Source organism: Bartonella sp. PS7NMGDW, from assembly GCF_042193585.1.
In the GTDB taxonomy this organism is placed as follows: domain Bacteria; phylum Pseudomonadota; class Alphaproteobacteria; order Rhizobiales; family Rhizobiaceae; genus Bartonella; species Bartonella grahamii.
The window spans coordinates 299,504-318,392 of record NZ_JBHILX010000001.1 but is presented as its reverse complement, the minus strand read 5'-3'; the positions used below and the strand labels follow the sequence as shown (position 1 = coordinate 318,392).

Genomic DNA, 18,889 nt, shown 5'->3' with positions numbered 1-18,889 from the left:
TTTCACTAAAGAGCAATTCTACTTTTTAGATAAAGCACCTCAGAAGAATGACAAGAGTACAAAAAATAATTTTTATAAATGTACCAAAATACTTCTCAATAAATTAGCTGTTCTTATAAGCGCAAATTTATGATTTTTTTTAACTTATAGCATAATGTAATGGATAACGATTATCATAATGACCTCACTCTTTTCTGCAAGGTAAGCTGTTTCAATATATGATATATATCTTTGAAAGAAATCTTTCTTTATATAATGATGCACGCTCTGTAAAAAGTTTCAACGTACTCATCTCATCATCTTCATAAAAGACAAAAGCGCACCTATAAATAGTCTTTCGTTCTTCTCTCTTATATGTCTGTGACCCTTTTATAGAAACAAAACATCGTCATTGTATTTTCACTGTTGTATAAATTTTTGTATTACTAACTGTAATTCTTTTTATAAGCAGTTTTACCTTTATTAGAGCAACACATTAATTTATAATGATAATTTATCATTTTTTCATGTTGAATGAGAGACCAAAAAAGTTTTATTTTTTAAAAAGGCTGTTCGTTTATATCTTATAAATTTTCTAGATGTGCTTTTCAGTTTCGATTTTACGCTTTAAATGTAATTTTAAAAGTGGCAAAGTGGCTTCGACTTCTTCCATATCATTGAGATTTTGAATGAGCTCTTGCAATTTCCCATAAAGCTCTGCTGCTAATTCTGCAACATCTTCAGGAGAAAGTGTTATTTTTGCATCATGATAGGTCGTATAAACCAAATGTCCAAGCTTTTTCATCAGCCCAACAGGAATCGCTTGTGGTTTAAAACCAGCTGCTTTCGCCTTCGCCATATCTGAAAACATCTCACCATTGCCCGTTACAAGCCAATCTAATGAAACACCACAAATTTCTTGATATTTGGAGAGCGCAGAGGCTGTAGGCTCACTTATACCAGTTTCATAAGTTCCTATAGAGCCAGCAGTGATACCAAGATGTTCAGCAAACTGCTTACGCTCTGTAAAACCAAGAGCGTGACGCACCTCACGAAAACGTTTTGCCAACTCAGTTTTAGGTTTTGCTTCCGGACGAGCCAAAAAAACACTCCCAAATCAATATAATTGTTGACTAAATAATTATATTGATTTATATCTATCATTACTGCTCCTTAAGAAGAGCAGTTATCACATACATAACCCCACAAAAATGGATGTTGTAGTATCCGTTTAAGCAGGAGCGAAATTTATGACAATCACACAAAAAATGCAATCGCCGTGGTATTTTACTGAACTGCGCCCCTGTAATATAACTTTGGAAAAACTCAAGCCTATCAGAGGCTATTTTCCAGAGTCAAAAACATTTGGACACAGCCTAATGAAAAAGCTAAATGCGCCACTGCCAACTCTATCAGTTTGCACGCCAAGCAAATTCTTGCCAACTACTTTCTCAAAAGTCACAGTCATATTCTTTCAGAAGCAAAAAGCCCAACACAGGTTCTCTCACTCAACAGCCCAGTAAACCTGCTTAAACCTTTTTGCAAAAATCTATAAATACACTTCCCAAAGTTTTTACATTACAACATAAGGTAAAAAGTTTATCAATGTCTAAAAATCAATATAAAATAGGCAAAATAATTGGTATTCTACAAAAAATGAGATCATCACTCGTTATTAAAAAGTTAGACGTTTACAAACCATGTTTGCTTATTTTATATATTAATGGTGCTGATTTAGCTGTACTTGGCAATAGAGATTTCAGGGTGTTTGGTTTATCGTCAGAATGCTCCTCCTCTATGCATATTAAAAGCCTTTTGGCAATGTATTTTAAATGCTATAAGTTCTATAGTAAACACATTACCATCCATATTTACAATTGGGCGCTTCAAAATCTTGAAGTAATAAAGTCTTTAATAGACATTGGTTTAAAAGCGCGTATTTTGCAGAAAATTGACAAAACCATGAGGTTCATATACATGGCAATTCTAAGTGATAATAGTGGAGTGATACTTAAAAAAGCTGCACGGAAACCCGCAACGTTGAGGAATTAAGCATGACCTCTTTATGCGATAAAGAATTATCTGATACACTGGTTGGTCTTTATGACGACTATCAACGCGGTTTCGACATTGGAGAAGAGCTTAAACTGTGCGTGGATTTGGCGTTATCTCTTGAATTGGAACTCAGTATTCACCGTTTAAGTGAAACAGATGCCGTGTTAAAAAAAGAGATTGTGCAAACCTTGCATCGTCATAGAAATACCCATTCCAATGAAGATGAAATTGATACAATTTTTCATATGGATTTTGAAAAACAAAAATAATGCAACACTCTCCCCGTATGATACGATATTACCTCATCGCTTTATTTTCTACTGCGCTTAAACAAAAAAACTTTCAAAAAGATTTAAAGTGTTGCGGTTTCATCTTCTTAACAACAGTGAGATGAATTAAAGAAACGCAGAAATTCTTGTGGGTCGTTATCAAAAAATAGAGAGTATTCTCTAGCATACATCAATGTATGCTTTATTCATTAAGCACCAATTTTTACATTTTCTCAACTCTCCTTTAAAAGCAAAATATGAAATGTGCTGTAGCGTCAATGTTTATAAAATAGCGGTATTACCACACTTATAAATGTAATTTATTGTTTTTCATGTTTATAAAACAGCACTATGAATATTCCAACAAGCGCAAAAATGCTTTGAAAAAAATATATCGATTGAGGTGATATGCTACTGTTATCGCGTGCCATAATGAGATAGACTGCGAGGATCAAGCATCCAGAGATAGCATTAAAACTTGCCTGCAATCTTCCTTGGTATTCAGGATCACAAGAGTGTTGTGATAAAGAAATCGAAAGAGCCCAACTTGAAAGTCCAAATCCAATCATAAAGTAAACAGGAAAAGCAACAAAATTGTGTGTATTAACAGATAGAATAGCGAGACCAATAGCCATAAAAGCTAATAAAATGGCTAATGTTTTCTTTATGGATAAAACTTTACAAAGAAGTGGTGAAAAAAACGCACCTGTCAATACGCCCATAGAATAAAGCACCTCAAATATTGCAAAGGTCCTGCTATCCGCATGTAAAACCTCTTGTATATAAGGAACGAGGATAACAGGAATAGTCATCAAAAGAGTCATAATAATCATCTGGCTTGTATAAGGTACAAAAAGAGCCGGATTCTGTTTAAAATAATGAAGGGCTGCTGTATAATTTTCCCACCAATTTTGCTGGTTTCGATTTTTAAATCTTCGGTTTTTAGGTACCTTCATTGCAAAATTAAATAAACCAGCAATGATAAAGAATATACCACCTATTAGAAGAGTTCCTTTTGTTCCTGCATAGGACAGTATCAATCCACTTAAGCCCATACCTACGATAGTGCCAAGTTCATAAACCATATCGATGGTCGCATTTGCATTAATGAGCTGTTCTTTCAGCACAATACTTTGAATTAAAGAAATAGCTGATGGCATATAAAAAGGGATAAAAATACCCAAAAGAGCAGATAAGATCATCAATTCAATTTTTATACCAAAATGCCATAGCATTACCCAGCCAACGATTACCAAACCTCTCACAAGATTTGAAATAATAATCTGCGTTTTACGGTTATATTTATCTGCCAATATGCCAAAAATAGGCGCAAAAATAATGCCAGGCGTCCAAAGAAAAAGCATCATCAACGCTACACCACGGATTGAGCCCGTCTGATTGTAAGCGAGCCATGACAATGTAATATAATTTAGTCCACTTCCAAATGTAGCAAATAAGCCGCTCAAAGTAAAATAGAGAAAAGTTCTATTTTCAAATAAAGCAATGCGTTCCTTCAAATTTGAAGTGAACATAAATTATCCTCTAAAATAAATACCCGTCGATATGCATGATACATCCTGTTTAAAAACATGCATTCTTACAATTTTCATTTTAGATCATTAAATTTAAGAAAGCAAAATTCCTTTTGTGAGACTTTTAAAATCTTTGTGCTGTGGTATGTATGATTAATTCTTCTATGAAAACAAAACATTTATGCACAAAAATACAATAAAATTGATATTTTATGTGCATTTTATTCAGAAGCTACACCTTATATACATATGTGGAACAATTTACGGTATGGAAGCTTCACACACATCATTGTCCTTATTATTCCGTGCACTAAAATATGCTCGAGTATATCCCTCCATGTCGTTATTCTATCACCACACTTCGTCTCTAAAAGAATAAACATACTATTATTCTCACGATAAATATTGATAACTTTTCTACTCCCCTTCTCTAAATCTTTTAAAACAAACCCATTACAGTTAATTTTCCAATTAAAATATATAACGTGATATTTTTCCTGAGCAGTTAAATTATTGCAATCATATCTCTAAAGTTTCAGATTTAGAGTACGAATACATAAAGGAGGATCTATCGTGGATAAATTGATTAATAAATGATTTTATTCATAATCAAAAACAAACCTTATCTATATGATGTCGTATTTGATGATGAATTAAAGAAACAGAAGCAGTTCCATCAATTGTTATAAACCGCTCATCTATTTCTGATAAAACTTTGTATACTTTGTAAACTTTTTCAATAAAAGAGAGTTTTTCTTCGTATTTTAAGTTTAAACCATCCCTTTTCTGCAACCGCTCCAGTATAGTAGTGGGCGGTAAATGAAGATAAAATGTAATATGAGGTCTTGGAATAGATTGATTTAATTTAACTACACTTTCAACAGAAAGCTCTCGAGCATAAAAATAAGCAAGACTAGAATAAACATATCGATCGCTAATTAATAAATTTTGCGATGACGTTAAGGAAGGTTAAATAATTTCAAGCGTATGTTTGCGTCTATCTGTCGCTGCTAAAAGTGCTAAAAGTAACGGATCAATTGCTTTTCCATTATCTAAGTAATCTCTAATTTCTGGATTATTTCTATACCAATAACTGGGTTGAAAAGTTTTCATTATATGTTTTTCTGTTGAGTAATGGCGAGCAATTTCTTTTGTTTGTGTTGTCTTTCCAATCCCTTCAAACCCGCATAAGACAATAAAAGAACCAGAAAATTTCTTTGGAGACCACATGGAATTATAAACTTTTTTATCAAGATACATTTTGTCTATATACTTTCCATAAGTTAAATTGTTTTATGTCTAAAATCTCTTAATGTTTAATAAGGTGTTTTTTTACTCGTCTCTAAACAGAAACACACAATACTCCCGCATTTGTATAACTTATTAACTTTATGATAAATGGCGGTATATAGACTTAGTTTTAAGATGAGGTTATATGTTAGACAGCTTAAAATGAGATTAAGCATTTGTAAAAAATATATTTTTTGCTCACACTACATACCCTACCATTTCTTAACGAATTCTAGTAGAGTTTCTGAGGATTACTCCTATAACGTCGTGTAAGCGTATAGAAATGAGTTCGATCTCAGTATATTATTGTCCCTTAAGAGCTGATACTAGATTGCACTACATAGGAATCTAATGAAATCAATCTTTTCTCAAACCACTGCCCACGCTATAAGAATTTGATATTCGATTCCGTCAAAAAGCAGCAGAGCAATTCTCGGAAAACATCGCTGAGATATTGAAATATATCTTGCAAAAGCTTTTAAATCAAATGTTTCACTATATTTTCAATATATTCATAAACTGAAATTAAGAATATTATAATAAGCCTTCAAACAACAACGTCAAAATCAGCCGTAACAAAGCCTCCTAAAACTGAACCAATAATACCTTTCTATGAAAAAGACTACCATGTAAAGACTTTAATACAACCGCATACCTTAGCGCTAATGCCATAAATGTTTCTGATAGATAACGAATTTTGTTGTCACAACAACATCTAACAACGGTCAATAACAAAACCTCAACCTTGAGTGTAAACAAAATCAACTTGAAAGCGCAAAATATATCTCTAGGACATAGTTCCTTATTGGCAAGCCACCTGCAGTAAAAATACCAGCCTCTACCCTACTCATTCTCCTGAAAATAAGCTATCACTACCATAAACATCAGCGTTCAATTTTTCCCGATCAAAAAACTTGACATGCCCAGTAATATGTGTGCGTATTCATCATTCGTAAAAATGTGTGCTGATTTATAATACTGCGTGTTTTAAGAGATTCCGAAATGGGGGGATGATGTGCACAAACAACTGATGTTTCGGTTTTATGGGCTTGTTGTCCTGCTCTATCTCTCTGATATGGTTTTATTTTTAAGTAATCTTTGGAATGCTTATCGCATAACATCCTCATCGGTTTTCTTGGGCGTAACCATGGCTTTGGGCACCCTTATGCCCTATTTTTTGAAAAAAAGCGGACTTGTGCGCATTAAAGCCTCACTGCGGTTGGTCGATTTATACAAAAGGCGGATCATTATCTATAGCCTTCTTTTATTGATTGCACTTTTCCATTATGCTGATTCCCCCTTTGGTTTTATCGCTGTCTCTATCTCTATCGGCTATCTCTCTTTGATTACCTTAAGCACACTCGAGACTTATAATACTAAACTAGCGCTTAGTGGTTATATTAGCGCCCAAAAGGCTTCCCGCATTATGCAAACAGTGGTGCAAATTGGCGCCTTTTTGGGAGCAGCATTGAGTGGTTATCTCTTAGAAGCAACCAGCCCAAGAGGGGTAGCGGCTGAAATTGGCTATAATGGTTTGATTGTGGCACTTTGTGTGTTTGACATCATTATAAGCCTTATAGCCGGATATATCATCTTTTGCGATGAATATAAGGCTACAGATACCACAGCACCTGCAACCGATAAGAAGACAGCACCTACACCGCAAGCGGATGGACTCTCCCGTGAGCTTAAACTTTTATGCGTCTGCATAGGACTTATTGGCTTTCATATTTGCGCTTATAATACACTGGCAACCATTCTTTTTCAGAGTGTGAAAAATTTTGGCTCTGAATATTATGGGCTTTGCAGTGCGGTCGCGGGCATGGGCGCTTTTTTGGCTGCTTTTATCAAAATCCCTCGCTTTGAATTTATTCTCCCAGCCCTTATGTTGAGCGTGGCTGATCTTATTTTTAGCACCACACAATCGCCCTATTTGGCTGTGGTCTTTTGCTTTTTTATTGGCTTTTCAATGAATACCATGCGAATTAATGCCCGCAAACATAGGATTGAAGCGACTAAAACAGAGGCTCAAGCAGAGCTGGTGGGAAGCTATAGCGGCATGCTTTATACTCTCTCCCAATCGGCAGGTTATGTTATCCTTGGTCTTCTTACAAGCTCTGCCCTTATGGGTCCTCAAGCAGCTGTTTATCTTCTCCCCCTTATAGGGCTAATAATCTTTATTTATATTCTTTTCCTTTTATTGCAGCGGAACAAAGTATGAGAAAACCTATTCTTATTGTCGACCCTTTCTCCACGGGTGCCCTCTATGCCCCTGCTTTGCAAAAATTAGGCTATACTTGTTATGGTGTTGTCTCTCAACAAGCTCCTTTTTCACACTATATGCTTTCTTATCAGGGAGAGGGCATGGCAGAAGCGAAACTTCATAATGTAGATGAGATAAAGACACGCTTTCCTATCGGCGCGATAGAGGCCGTGGTGGCAGGCGCCGAGGTAAGTATTTATTGTGCAGATCAATTGGCGGCTTATTATGGTTGCCTTGGGAACAATCCCTCAACCACCGATTGGCGACGAAAAAAGGCAGCAATGCAAAAGCGCCTTTGTGAAAATGGTTTATCTTACATCCGATCAAAAATTCTTACAAAAGACAATTGTACTCTCGATGGTTTTGAAAGTCCCAGCGGCTATGTGGTAAAGCCGAATGATTCTGCTGGAAGCGATGGCGTTTTGTTTTTCTCCAGCTGTGAAGAAGTGGCGGCATGGTCCTCTAGAATCGACTGGACGCAAAAAAATATTTTTGGTGCACCTAACGAGACTTATTTACTCCAAGAAAGATTGGAGGGAGAGGAATACATCGTCGACGCCGTTGTAAATGGAGAGGCTATAAAGATATGTGCTTTATCGCGGTATAAAAAAGGTATTCATAATGAAAGTGCCTTTGTTTATGAATCTCTTGATGTACTTGATGCTCAAGATCCCTCTTATGCCCCTCTTATCTCTTATGCAAAACAATGCATTCGCGCGCTGGAGATTGAATATGGGCCCGCGCATATGGAAATCATGCAAACAGCTCGTGGTCCAGTGATGATCGAAGTAGGAGCCCGCCTCCACGGAGGAATTGCACCCACTTTATTCGCGCATTGCTATGAAGATGATTTACTTGAAAGCTCCGTTAACCTTATTGCAGGCGTGTTTTCGCAAACACCAAGTCGCTTTAAGAAAAAAGGGCGTATTATCTTTCTTATCAACGAGATCGACGGTCATATTATAAAAGATGTTAACGTATGGCAGCAAAAGCTTCATTCTTGGGAAAATGTGGTTCATTTTATGCTCTTTTTTAAAGAAAACGAGCCCCTACCCCTAACCATCGATTTAAATACCTGCCCAGCTATTATAGCAATTTGGGGACACAGTGATGATGAATTATCAGCTTTGGAGAGAATCATTCGTAGCAATTTCTTATAAAATACAACAATTGGGAGGAAAACATGGATTCAGCAGCGCAAATAATTGAAAATATAGATAAATATGAAAAATGGAAGCAGGTCGTTTTTAAAGAATTCGATGCAACCATGAATAACACAATTAGACCTTTTCCTGCCTATTCGGTGTAAATGGATACTCAAAAAATATGCTTAGATTTGGGTTCTACAATAAGTTGACCGCAAAAAATATGATGGAAGACCTGATAACTTATTTCGATAACTATAAAAATTTTTGAAGAACACATCTTTTGTTGCATTCGAGAAGCCTGCCCTCGTACAAAGTATCAAAGTTTATAGAGAAAAATTCTGGTCTATACTTAAAGATTTGCGAACTCTTGATGACCAAGAATGGCCTAAGCATATACCAAAAAATATGGATAATCCTCTATGGGAGTTCTGCTTTCATGGCGAGCCCATGTTTATAGTTTGCAATACCCCGTCTTATATAAACAGAATTAAGTAAGTTCTATATTTATGTTAACTTTCCAGCCTAGGTGGGTTTTTCCTGATCTGCTGGATACAGAACAAAAAGCAAAAAATGCATTCTCCGCTGTAACAAAAAGACTTGAACCTTTTGATATTATAACAAAATCTCCTTTTTTAGGAAAATATGGCGAACCCCAAAATAGAGAATGGACGCAATATTTCTTGCAAGATAATAATATTGAATCCCCACCTTGCCCATATCATATAATGGAGCACGATAATGACTAAATTTTCTAAAATTAAATTAAATAAAAATATCTATGATATATTCAAAATGATGCTTCCAGAGCAAGGATCAATAGAGGTACAAAGAGACTTTCCAAAAAAAATACACGATTGGCATATTCACCAGGTCGATGAAACTCTCTTAATTATAGAAGGAGGGTTAGATTTTTTCTATAGCGAAAAACGTATAACCTGTACACCAGGAGATATTATACATCTACCTGCCAATACAAGGCACAAATCAATTGCAGCAGATGTAGGATGCATATATGCAATTGCTACAGAAAATCTCACTATTGGAGATATTGGAGATAGGTAACTGCTCGCTCTTTAATGGATTCTTTCTCATATAGGATTTTATTCTTTTACTCCTACTTCTACGCCCCTAGATTCTGCGGAAAATAAGGCTCTGAAGTTTACGGCCCCTACCCCAAACCAACGTAAAAACTTTTCAGAAACCGCATTTTACAGCACAAAATAGAACGTTATTCTTTAGGAAAAAAATGGATCAAGCTTAACCGGTTAAACAACAAGAAAATAATTTTGTTTACAGCTTTATTATCAAGCATTCACGGATGGATTCTGGTATTATCTCTATCTGGAACTCCCTACAAGCATGAAGCAGAAAAGCTATCAAGCATATTTAGTATACCTAATGACAACTGTTATTACCATGCGTGATGGCTCTAAAATGTAGATGGATTTGAACTTTTAAATAATTTTTTTAACTCTTGCATCACTTTATTTTCCTACTTCTTAAATAATATTCAATAACTTAAGTAAAATAAATATTTTGGTTTTGGTGTGTTGTTAATCTAAAGCATCTGAAGAGAATATATTAAAGAGTTAAAGTATTTATATGTCGAAATTGAAGCTGACCTATTTTACCAAAAAAAGAACTATGATGACATAGGTGAATTTAGCTATTAATCTTTTGTTGCAAACAAGTAGAAAAAAATACTGAATATAGAAAAAATTGCATAAGAACCTTTAACAAAAAGGATTAAAATTTATAGAGAGTTACAAGGTATAAAATAAAATTTGTTCTATCTGCGCTGCAATTTTTTCTGGTTAATTTATTCTACCGATATCATTAAGGCTTTCTTCTAATGACATTGTCTATCATTAGAGGGAGATATGTGATTGTTTTTCGAATTGTGACAGCACACAAATTTCGTGATTTATGTTGCCCATTAGAAAATGTTGGTTCGTTGAGTAAGTTAAAAAAAATACATAGAATTCCGTATAATGAAGTGTGTATGTATTAAACTTCTCAGAATGATCGTGTTAATAGCAATGTTGAAGGAGTGCCTTTTTTGGAAAGATTGTACAGCAATTACGAGTATCTCTAGGAAGAAAAGCGCTGACTTTTAGAACAGAGAGAAACATTGATCATAACAGTTTATTAGGCTAAACGCAGAATATTTATCCTAATAATTAATGGTTAAATTGTAACAGAATAGACTTTTGATCATCATAAAGAAAAAGGTAGAAAGCGTATTTCTTTTAGTTAAGGAAGAGTGTTGCTCATTTTTCTTTCTAAAAGTAAGCAAATTCAAAGATAATTTTTTGTTCTTATAGTGGTGATACAATAATTGTCGAAGTCCGTGAAGGGGAGATTCCAATACATTGACACAAAGTTTAAAAAAGTTGAAATACTTAAAAAATCTTTAGTTCCTATGATGATTTAAGAATACCAGATTAGGATCCGAGCAATTCAAGAACTAAAAACTTTGTGATAATATTGATTTAGAATTACATCTTGTTCATTCAGACGAGATGAGCCAATTATTATATATCATAGAACCATATGGGTGGGGAATTTTAAAAAAGCTTATCCAGAATCTGACTTAAAGGTTATTGGAACTTTAGTAGTAAGATTGGCTTTGTCTCATGTTGCTCAAAAATAGCAAACACTCTTGTTTTGTCTAGACTAAATTTAGAAGATCTGCTCACTGAAGTTTTTATAATATTATGAAATGATAAAAATTTTAATATTTCTTCTTGTCCCGTACATGAAACAGATGCTATTTGTATTTGTTATCCTTTGCACCATTGTTCGAAATATATTTTAGATGGTTGTCATTTGAAATATGTCTTGGAAAATTATTTGGCAAGAGAGCGTACTTATATGTATTGGAAAGTAATTTCCTATTATTTGTCTCAATCTATGGGCGCAACGTTGCCAAGTATAGAATCCATACGGACAGATGACTTGCAAAAAATAAGTGCCTATAACGCATTTGAACTAAAATTTTGTGAAAAACTGGAATTTAGTACCGAACCATATTCGATAATGGAAAAAATCATAAAATGGCTTGAGTCTCTATTTAAGAGGGGGAAGGCTATTGCGTAATTCTGTTTTTCTTATGATTTTGATTGGTTGTTTGACGAGTTTTTGTGCTAGTGGTGTATTATCTATTGGCCTTTCTTTGTTACAATTCCAAGATACAACGGGAGAAGCATCTGCTACTTTAAATGTTGTTAATTTAATCGCAATTGGAATTGCTGGCTTATGTTTGGGGAATGTGTTGGCGCACTATCAAGGCTTTATAATTGGGTTTTATAGTCAAATTATTTGCGCTTGTTTATTATCGTTCTTATTATTTATGAACAATCCGGTACTTATTTTATTTGTATTTTTTTTATTTTATTTGTATTTTTTTTACTTGCTCTCTTGATGGGGGCAGATAACCCAAATAACAATAGTGCCTTGAATCAGCTGGTTCCAGCTCCCAAACAAAAAGCTGGAATTTTTGCATTTTATACTAGTTGCTGTCAGTTTTTTGTTATTATATCCCCATTGCTTATATATTTTATAATTGCGCATTTGGGGCACAAAACAGCCATAGCCTTTATTGTGTTTATTTATCTTTTGAATGCCAGCCTATGGTTTCGTATAAAGTCTATACAACAAATAAACAGAGTAAAAGAGCTATTAAAAAAGCCATATCAAAAAGCTTATGGAGTTGGTTTTAGGTGCCTTTGGCGGGTTTCTGCGTTGCGTTTTTTAACGATTAATCGTATTTTGAATAATTTTCTCTATACGGGGCCTATTGTTCTATTGCCACTTGTTCTTGCATCTATAACATCAGATAATATAAAATTCACAGCTATTCAAAATTCTATTTTTGCTTTGTCAGCACTGGGTTTTGTAGTCAATGGTCTTATCTCATCCTATTATTTACGGAAATTTCCATCTTTAATTCGTTTTTTTGTATGGGGAACACCGGCTTTTGCAGTGATCGCAATCTCTTTTGTTTTATATTTAAATTTTACTCAATATTCCCTTTATATTATGGGTTTTTTATTAGGTATTGGGCAATTTTATTTTAGGGTATCGGGAATAACAATTGGACAAGCTATCACACCTAGTGAAAATTTAGCCGAGGTGATTTTGGCAGGCGATGCCAGTGTGCGCATCATAACGGCTTTATTCTCTATTGTGCTTTTATATGCAGAAAAATTTTTTTCATTTTCTATATTATATGTCCTGTGTATATTTATAGGTTTTTGCGCCCCTTTATTTATTGTACACGGACTATCTATTTACATACAAAGCTTAGAAATAAAAGAAAGCGCCGCATGAATGATCTTCAATTATTATATTACGTCAGCCTTTTTTTGATTATTGTATAGATAAAGATTTCGTACAAATATTCATGACATTAATTTTAAATGAGCACATTGCGTGAGAAAAGCTGAGGTGTTTGTTACCTCTCATGTGAATAAACGCATTTAGCCCGTTAATCGGAATTGCAAATAGAACTATGATCACCATTAATTCTGAAACTCTATCAGAAGTTAGTGATAATGGCAAAAATCCTTTAATGATATTTGAAGAGATCGTTTATGCTAGATCAGGTTATCTAAAGATCGAGAAGAGAGGAACTTAGAAATTATAAAATTCATGGAAATTAAACAGCAATCTCTAGGTATACACAATGACAGACACAGATCAGCGCAAACTGGTCAATTGCAAACAGTAAAAAATCCTGAGCTTTTTAAGCTATATCATATCAAGCATATGAAAGTTCGTTTTAAATTAATGGCGGAGAGAGAGGGATTCGAACCCTCGATATGGTTTCCCATATACACGCGTTCCAGGCGTGCGCCTTCAACCACTCGGCCACCTCTCCAGAAGTCTCGCACTATACCCAGAAAGAAATAACGTGCAAGCCTAAATTATACATTCAAAGTTCAAAAAACAAATTCATTTATTAAAGTAAGAGCTTATATCTGTTGAATAACAAGCACATCCTTTCTTTTTAAGAAAAAACTTTTTCCGTGGATAGGTTTGTATAATACAATAATGGGAATAAAAAGATTGTCACATCTATCTCATACGGTGTCTATGAATGGTATAAAATCTATTGAATAGCATCATCTTTCCTTAAATAAAAAGTACAAGCCAAGTACCATCACGCTATTTAGCCTCTAATGTTGCAACATCCCTTGCGATTTGAGAGAATGCATAAAAGGCATTTATTCTTTCTTAAAGCGTTTTTATCCACACGCTACTCCTCCCTGTAACGTATAAAAGAATAATGTTTTACAGCACTAACGATCTGATTACTCTGCAAAATGAGCTAGCTCGTTCCCCTTCTAGCTCGTTCCCCTTAATGTTCTTTATCACCTTATATCCTTGCTTAGAGCACGTACAGCTCGTGCAGTTTCACATTGTAATGCTTTTTGTGCTAAAATTTTCATATCTTCAAAACTATGAGTCTGCAAACACGCCTTTACTGGAGAAATATCGCAAGATATCATAGAAAGCTCATTAATTCCCAACCCTGTCAAAATCATTGCACCAAAAGGATCTCCAGCCATACCACCACATACACTAACCCAACACTTATGTTGTGAAGCTCCCTGTATAGTCTGATAAATCATACGCAAAACTGCTGGATCAAGGCTATCCGCTTCAGACACAAGGTACGGATTTTGCCGATCAACAGCCATTGTATACTGTGTTAGGTCATTGGTTCCAATTGAGAAAAAATCAACATGGGCGCTCAACACATCTGCCATAATGGCGGCTGCTGGAACTTCGATCATAATACCAAGTTTTAATTTTGGTGCATCAATATCATTGCGGATTTCTTCTGCAATCTTTTTTATAGTGACAATCTCTGAAACAGACATTACCATCGGAAACACAATCCATAGATCTCCGCCTTCTTTTGCTGCTCGATACAAAGCACGTAATTGAGGCACCAAAAGATCACGTCGACGTAACAAAAGCCGCGTCCCTCGAACACCTAAAAAAGGATTGTCTTCTTTAGATAAATGTAAATGCGTAACCTGTTTATCCCCACCAATATCGAGTGCACGAATAATTAATGGCTTATCTCCTACAGCTGTAATCATCGCCCGATATATATTAAATTGTAGCTCTTCATCCGGAATATGAGGATTCTCTAAAAACAAAAATTCCGTGCGCATGAGTCCAATACCTTCAGCCCCCAAATCAAGCGCAACAGGAACCTGATTTGCGTAGTTGACATTAGCCATAATACGGATTCTTTGACCATCTATCGTTTGCGCTGGTAATCTACACGTACTTATTTCACTGACACGTTTTTGCGCAACAGTATCAATATGCCTTTGAGCATCTTCAACGTCTTCAAGCGTAGGATCAAGGTAAATAAACCCGTTATCGCCATCAATAATAGCCTGAATATCAGACTGAATCGCTAAAATATCATCACCTGCAGCAACAACCATTGGAATACCAAGAGTACGCGCCAAAATAGCTGTATGAGATAATGGACCTCCCCATGCTGTTGCTAATCCTTTTACCCTTGTACAATCAAGTTGTGCTACATCAGAAGGAGAAAGGTCATTTGTAACCAGAATTACACCATGTGGAATATCATTTAAAAAGAATGATCTATAGGATGGATTGATTTCACCTAAAACACGTCGACCAACATCAACTAAATTAACAGCACGTGCTGCTAACAAAGGATTATCTACCTTAAAAAACATATCTGAAAATTGACGAACCGCTCTATCCCAAGACCAAGCGACACCATGACCTTCTGCTATAAAACGACAAGCTTGAGCTATTAAATTTTCATCTTCAAGCAAAACAATTTGCGCAGAAAAAATCGCAGCAGAATCTGCTCCCATACGCACTGTAATATCAGAAATCACAGATGCCATTTTATGTTTTGTTTTTGTAAGAGCATTTTCAAGACATGCTGCACCAGCTGCAAAATCAATTGGCTGGTCTATTATGGAAATATCATTTTGTCTTAAAACAAAAATCTTACCAAATGCTAATCCTGAACTTGCTCCAACACCAGAAATGCCTTTTTGCATAGAGCGTGGATACCAACCATGAAAAGCTTTTGTTTGAGATTCCATTGCTCTCATCAGACATTTTTCACTAATACTCACTTTTTTTGCAATAGCAATGGCATCATTGAGAAGTTGTGCTCCTTCTGCAGCATCTGTAGAAAAAATCAGAACATCACCGTTTTTTGCTCCTAATTGCAATAAACCAACTAAATTTTTCATTTCAACAGCATATTGACCATGGCGAACTCTGATAGAATTTTGAGCCTTTTTCGCAAAATCAACCCAAAGAGAAGCTGGTCGTGCATGAAGACCACTTGGATAATCTAACGTCCATTCCTGACACACCGAAAGGTCACCAATAAAAGCTTTTTCTATCTTCATATCTTGATCAAACAAAGTTGTAACAATTTGCTGTTTGTCCATAGTTGTTGCAAGTACTTCAAGCTGTTTTTTATCAAATAAAAGAGACGTCAATTTTTTACAAATTTCTCTATAACGATCTGGACACGCTGCAATAGCAATAACCAAATGTGCTTTCTTGCCATCCTGCCACTCAACACCAGCAGGAACCTGTATAACAGCAACAGCGTCCTTGATAATTAAATCACGATTTTCAGCCATACCATGAGGAATGGCTATACCATTTCCAAGCCAAGTATTGGTTGTTTCTTCACGTGCGAGCATGCTTGCCAGATAACACTTATCAACCGCACCAACCTGCACAAGCAATTCAGCAGCAGCATAAATTGCATCATTTTTATGATCAAAAGCAGCTGCAAGTTGTACAGATCTTATAGACAAGATTTCACTCTCGGTAAAATCTACATTCACTGCTTCTGCTTTCTCACATCTCATCATGAATTCAAATTGCCTCACATTTGAACACCAATATCTCTGATAAATTCCTTTTCAAAGCTGCATTTCCCAAAATACAATCTATAAATACCACCACAGCTCTCTTTATATTTTAGGAAATGTAGTTAAGTGAGGTGCTTAAATACCTCAATATAACCGATAATACAATTGGATATTATCATCTAGCGAAGTGCTTAAAAGTACAATAAGCAAGTTTGCCTCTTACTCTTCTACTTTACAAAGACAAAACCCCGATTTTTACAGCACCAATCACCTAAAAAACTATGTTTTAAAAACGCTCTCATTATCCCAAGTTATTCAACATAACTTTTCATTATTCTCCCTACAAGAAAGCATCCTTCCCAATCATCTGTAACTTCAGCTAATATTTTAACTGATTCCTCAAAGTTTATTTAACCTATTATTCCTCTTTATAAATTCATTACATAATTATAAATTGCTCCATGCAACTTATCATCTTTAAAATTCCGTACAGCTCATCCTATGATACGAAATCCTTGATATATAACATTTATATATTTTAAGCTACTCCTTTACTTTAATCAATATCGCAAACACACAATGCCCTCCGTCGCACATTTGCAAAGTACGAACATCACCCAAGCACCATCATCAACTACTAAAATCAAGAAAAACTCTACAAATAAGATGAATAAAGTAAAAAATGAAAAGCAGTTATTGCCTTAACCCTAGCTCTTATGCTTGTTTGTTTTCAAATAATGTACAATACAATAATAGTGAAATCAGAAAAAATATTCTTGAAAAGCGCTGATTGCAGATTGGTTATTTTTATATCTTTAAACAGCGTCCTCTTTAAAAATATAATTTCACTCTCGATTTACCAAAAACTCCTTAATGCACATCACTTTCAAAGTAGTTTTGACTGCCATCTTATGGATTTTTTATCCCTATATCCTTTTAAATGAATAGCATCACCTATCCACACCACCACCTAAAAACAGTATGACAACTCATCAATACTACAATGCCAATAAAAAGATCCATCTTTATCAAAATGATTACATAAATAATGCTTTCATTAAATTTCTCATAATTTCCTGAAAACAAACTGCTTCTCTTATAAAGAAATTACTAGACACTTCTTCATGCATAAAAAGAAAGTCTCTCCTCATTATTATTATACAAAAATTTATCAACAAATTCTATCATAATATCAATACGTTCAGTACTAAATACTAACATAACACCGCACAAACTTCTCCCCCCCTCATTGAGAAAAGTCATTTCCCCAATTCTACCTTTTTCGTATATCTTCTATATTTATTATAGTACCAAAGCAAAAAGGGAAAGATGAGATTCTATCTTTCCCTTTTAATACTTATAAAACCACAACTACAATTTAATGGAATCCCGTTGATTGCTAGAGAGTGTTACAGATTACTCTGCTGCCTCCACCATAGGAATGACTGAAACATAGGAACGATCACCCGCTTTGCGTTGAAAAGAAACCTTTCCATTTGATAATGCAAAAAGCGTATGGTCTTTTCCAATGCCGACATTGTTGCCAGGATGCCAACGTGTACCACGCTGGCGAATAATAATATTTCCAGCAATAACGGTCTCACCACCAAATTTTTTAACGCCCAGACGTTTCGATTCTGAATCGCGACCATTACGCGAGGAACCACCAGCTTTTTTATGTGCCATAGACGCTCTCCTTTAATCTTTCTTACTCTTTGATGCTACAGACGCTTTCTTCTGCGACGCAGTCTTTTTTTCAGCCGTTTTTTTAGCCGTCTTCTCAACAGAAGCAGCATCTTTTGTTTCTTTTGGTGCTGTTGCCTCTTCTTTTATCGGCTTTGCAGCTGCTTTTTTAGGTTTTGAACCACCCATTAAAATTTCTAAAACACGAAGCTTCGTAAATTCTTGACGATGACCACGCGTGCGCTTAGAATTTTGACGACGGCGCTTCTTAAATGCGATAACCTTGCGCCCACGTGCCTGTTCTACAATCTCAGCTGTCACCAATGCATCAGCAACGACAGGGGTACCAATAACCGCATTACCTTCTTGCCCAACCATCAATATGTCATTGAATTCAACAACATCACCCGCATTTCCACTAACTTTTTCAACTTTCACCACTTGATTAGCAACAACGCGGTATTGCTTACCACCAGTTTTAATGACTGCGAACATTTTTTATCCTTCCGTTCACTCCAGCTCTTATTTAATTTCTGCCTTGAAATAAGGGAAAATAGGCTGCTTTTTATCAGTCGTAATAGATCTTAAAGAAGGATAAAACCTTCTTCAACACAAATACGCGCAGATTTCTCCACGCTCATGTTCCGTATATATGAAGGAATTTCTATTCTCTGTCAATAAAGTCCCATAAAAAAGAAAAAAAGGTTGTACCAAAAACAATTGAAGGTTATCTACCCCTTATATACTCAAATAGTGCCAATTT

14 protein-coding genes, 1 tRNA gene and 1 pseudogene are annotated in these 18,889 nt (G+C 35.2%); 9 read left to right on the top strand and 7 right to left on the bottom strand.

The genetic code is table 11. From position 1 onward, the window contains the following. Nucleotides 1-574: 574 nt before the first annotated feature. A complete protein-coding gene (locus ACFIKJ_RS01230) occupies nt 575-1,081 on the bottom strand; it encodes a helix-turn-helix domain-containing protein (protein WP_375648668.1) in 507 nt (168 codons plus the stop codon). Nucleotides 1,082-1,584: 503 nt separating this feature from the next. Between ACFIKJ_RS01230 and ACFIKJ_RS01225 the strand changes: the two genes are divergently transcribed. Next, nucleotides 1,585-2,031: a hypothetical protein gene (locus ACFIKJ_RS01225; protein WP_375627405.1), complete on the top strand. Its 447-nt coding sequence runs from the start codon at nt 1,585-1,587 to the stop codon at nt 2,029-2,031. 2 nt (nt 2,032-2,033) lie between these two features. Next, nucleotides 2,034-2,303 (top strand): hypothetical protein, encoded by a 270-nt coding sequence (locus tag ACFIKJ_RS01220; RefSeq protein ID WP_375627404.1) that lies wholly within the window; start codon nt 2,034-2,036, stop codon nt 2,301-2,303. Nucleotides 2,304-2,623: 320 nt separating this feature from the next. Here ACFIKJ_RS01220 and ACFIKJ_RS01215 read toward each other — a convergent pair whose 3' ends face one another. Together ACFIKJ_RS01215 and tmk are read right to left on the bottom strand one after the other, a co-directional pair. Then, entirely contained in the window at nt 2,624-3,835 is a 1,212-nt protein-coding gene (locus ACFIKJ_RS01215) for an MFS transporter (RefSeq protein ID WP_375670159.1), read from the bottom strand. Between the two features lie 609 nt (nt 3,836-4,444). Continuing rightward, nucleotides 4,445-5,065, bottom strand: a pseudogene (gene tmk, locus ACFIKJ_RS01210) (dTMP kinase). Nucleotides 5,066-6,155: 1,090 nt separating this feature from the next. On the opposite strand from tmk, the gene ACFIKJ_RS01205 reads away from it, so the two are divergent. The 7 genes from ACFIKJ_RS01205 (at nt 6,156) to ACFIKJ_RS01175 (ending at nt 12,868) form a co-directional block, all read left to right on the top strand. Then, on the top strand, nt 6,156-7,346 hold the full coding sequence (locus ACFIKJ_RS01205; protein WP_375670163.1) for a hypothetical protein: 1,191 nt from the start codon (nt 6,156-6,158) through the stop codon (nt 7,344-7,346). Next, nucleotides 7,343-8,548, top strand: coding sequence for an ATP-grasp domain-containing protein (locus ACFIKJ_RS01200; RefSeq protein ID WP_375670158.1), 1,206 nt, complete (start codon nt 7,343-7,345; stop codon nt 8,546-8,548). The genes ACFIKJ_RS01205 and ACFIKJ_RS01200 overlap by 4 nt, the downstream gene beginning before the upstream one ends. Nucleotides 8,549-8,571: 23 nt before the next feature. Next, nucleotides 8,572-8,697, top strand: coding sequence for a hypothetical protein (locus ACFIKJ_RS01195; RefSeq protein WP_375627401.1), 126 nt, complete (start codon nt 8,572-8,574; stop codon nt 8,695-8,697). Between the two features lie 103 nt (nt 8,698-8,800). Further along, the gene (locus ACFIKJ_RS01190) at nt 8,801-9,031 is read left to right on the top strand and encodes a YqcI/YcgG family protein (RefSeq protein ID WP_375627400.1); all 231 of its coding nucleotides are present in this window, start codon (nt 8,801-8,803) and stop codon (nt 9,029-9,031) included. Nucleotides 9,032-9,042: 11 nt separating this feature from the next. Next, complete coding sequence (locus tag ACFIKJ_RS01185) at nt 9,043-9,282, top strand: YqcI/YcgG family protein (protein ID WP_375651625.1); 240 nt, start codon at nt 9,043-9,045, stop codon at nt 9,280-9,282. Continuing rightward, nucleotides 9,275-9,598 carry a cupin domain-containing protein gene (locus ACFIKJ_RS01180; protein WP_375651626.1) on the top strand — a complete coding sequence of 108 codons (324 nt, stop codon included), beginning with the start codon at nt 9,275-9,277 and terminating at the stop codon, nt 9,596-9,598. Before ACFIKJ_RS01185 ends, ACFIKJ_RS01180 begins: the two co-directional genes overlap by 8 nt. 2,265 nt (nt 9,599-11,863) lie before the next feature. Next, on the top strand, nt 11,864-12,868 hold the full coding sequence (locus ACFIKJ_RS01175; protein WP_375670157.1) for an MFS transporter: 1,005 nt from the start codon (nt 11,864-11,866) through the stop codon (nt 12,866-12,868). A 460-nt stretch (nt 12,869-13,328) separates the two neighbouring features. On the opposite strand, the gene ACFIKJ_RS01170 is transcribed toward ACFIKJ_RS01175, so the two are convergent. From ACFIKJ_RS01170 to rplU, 4 genes are all read right to left on the bottom strand, one after another. Further along, nucleotides 13,329-13,418, bottom strand: a tRNA-Ser gene (locus ACFIKJ_RS01170). A 493-nt stretch (nt 13,419-13,911) separates the two neighbouring features. Continuing rightward, nucleotides 13,912-16,443, bottom strand: a complete 2,532-nt coding sequence (gene ptsP, locus ACFIKJ_RS01165; RefSeq protein WP_375670156.1) for a phosphoenolpyruvate--protein phosphotransferase — start codon at nt 16,441-16,443, stop codon at nt 13,912-13,914. A gap of 1,416 nt (nt 16,444-17,859) precedes the next feature. Continuing rightward, the gene (rpmA, locus tag ACFIKJ_RS01160; RefSeq protein WP_273787451.1) at nt 17,860-18,129 is read right to left on the bottom strand and encodes a 50S ribosomal protein L27; all 270 of its coding nucleotides are present in this window, start codon (nt 18,127-18,129) and stop codon (nt 17,860-17,862) included. Between the two features lie 12 nt (nt 18,130-18,141). Further along, entirely contained in the window at nt 18,142-18,621 is a 480-nt protein-coding gene (gene rplU, locus ACFIKJ_RS01155) for a 50S ribosomal protein L21 (protein ID WP_273787452.1), read from the bottom strand. Nucleotides 18,622-18,889: the final 268 nt, after the last annotated feature.

Excerpts from the sequence above, each read along its gene's own strand:
- ptsP (WP_375670156.1), bottom strand. The coding sequence starts at position 16,443 with ATGATGAGATGTGAGAAAGCAGAAGCAGTGAATGTAGATTTTACCGAG.
- ACFIKJ_RS01215 (WP_375670159.1), bottom strand. The coding sequence starts at position 3,835 with ATGTTCACTTCAAATTTGAAGGAACGCATTGCTTTATTTGAAAATAGA.
- ACFIKJ_RS01220 (WP_375627404.1), top strand. The coding sequence starts at position 2,034 with ATGACCTCTTTATGCGATAAAGAATTATCTGATACACTGGTTGGTCTT.
- rpmA (WP_273787451.1), bottom strand. The coding sequence starts at position 18,129 with ATGGCACATAAAAAAGCTGGTGGTTCCTCGCGTAATGGTCGCGATTCA.
- ACFIKJ_RS01205 (WP_375670163.1), top strand. The coding sequence starts at position 6,156 with ATGTTTCGGTTTTATGGGCTTGTTGTCCTGCTCTATCTCTCTGATATG.
- rplU (WP_273787452.1), bottom strand. The coding sequence starts at position 18,621 with ATGTTCGCAGTCATTAAAACTGGTGGTAAGCAATACCGCGTTGTTGCT.
- ACFIKJ_RS01195 (WP_375627401.1), top strand. The coding sequence starts at position 8,572 with ATGGATTCAGCAGCGCAAATAATTGAAAATATAGATAAATATGAAAAA.
- ACFIKJ_RS01225 (WP_375627405.1), top strand. The coding sequence starts at position 1,585 with ATGTCTAAAAATCAATATAAAATAGGCAAAATAATTGGTATTCTACAA.
- ACFIKJ_RS01200 (WP_375670158.1), top strand. The coding sequence starts at position 7,343 with ATGAGAAAACCTATTCTTATTGTCGACCCTTTCTCCACGGGTGCCCTC.
- ACFIKJ_RS01185 (WP_375651625.1), top strand. The coding sequence starts at position 9,043 with ATGTTAACTTTCCAGCCTAGGTGGGTTTTTCCTGATCTGCTGGATACA.
- ACFIKJ_RS01180 (WP_375651626.1), top strand. The coding sequence starts at position 9,275 with ATGACTAAATTTTCTAAAATTAAATTAAATAAAAATATCTATGATATA.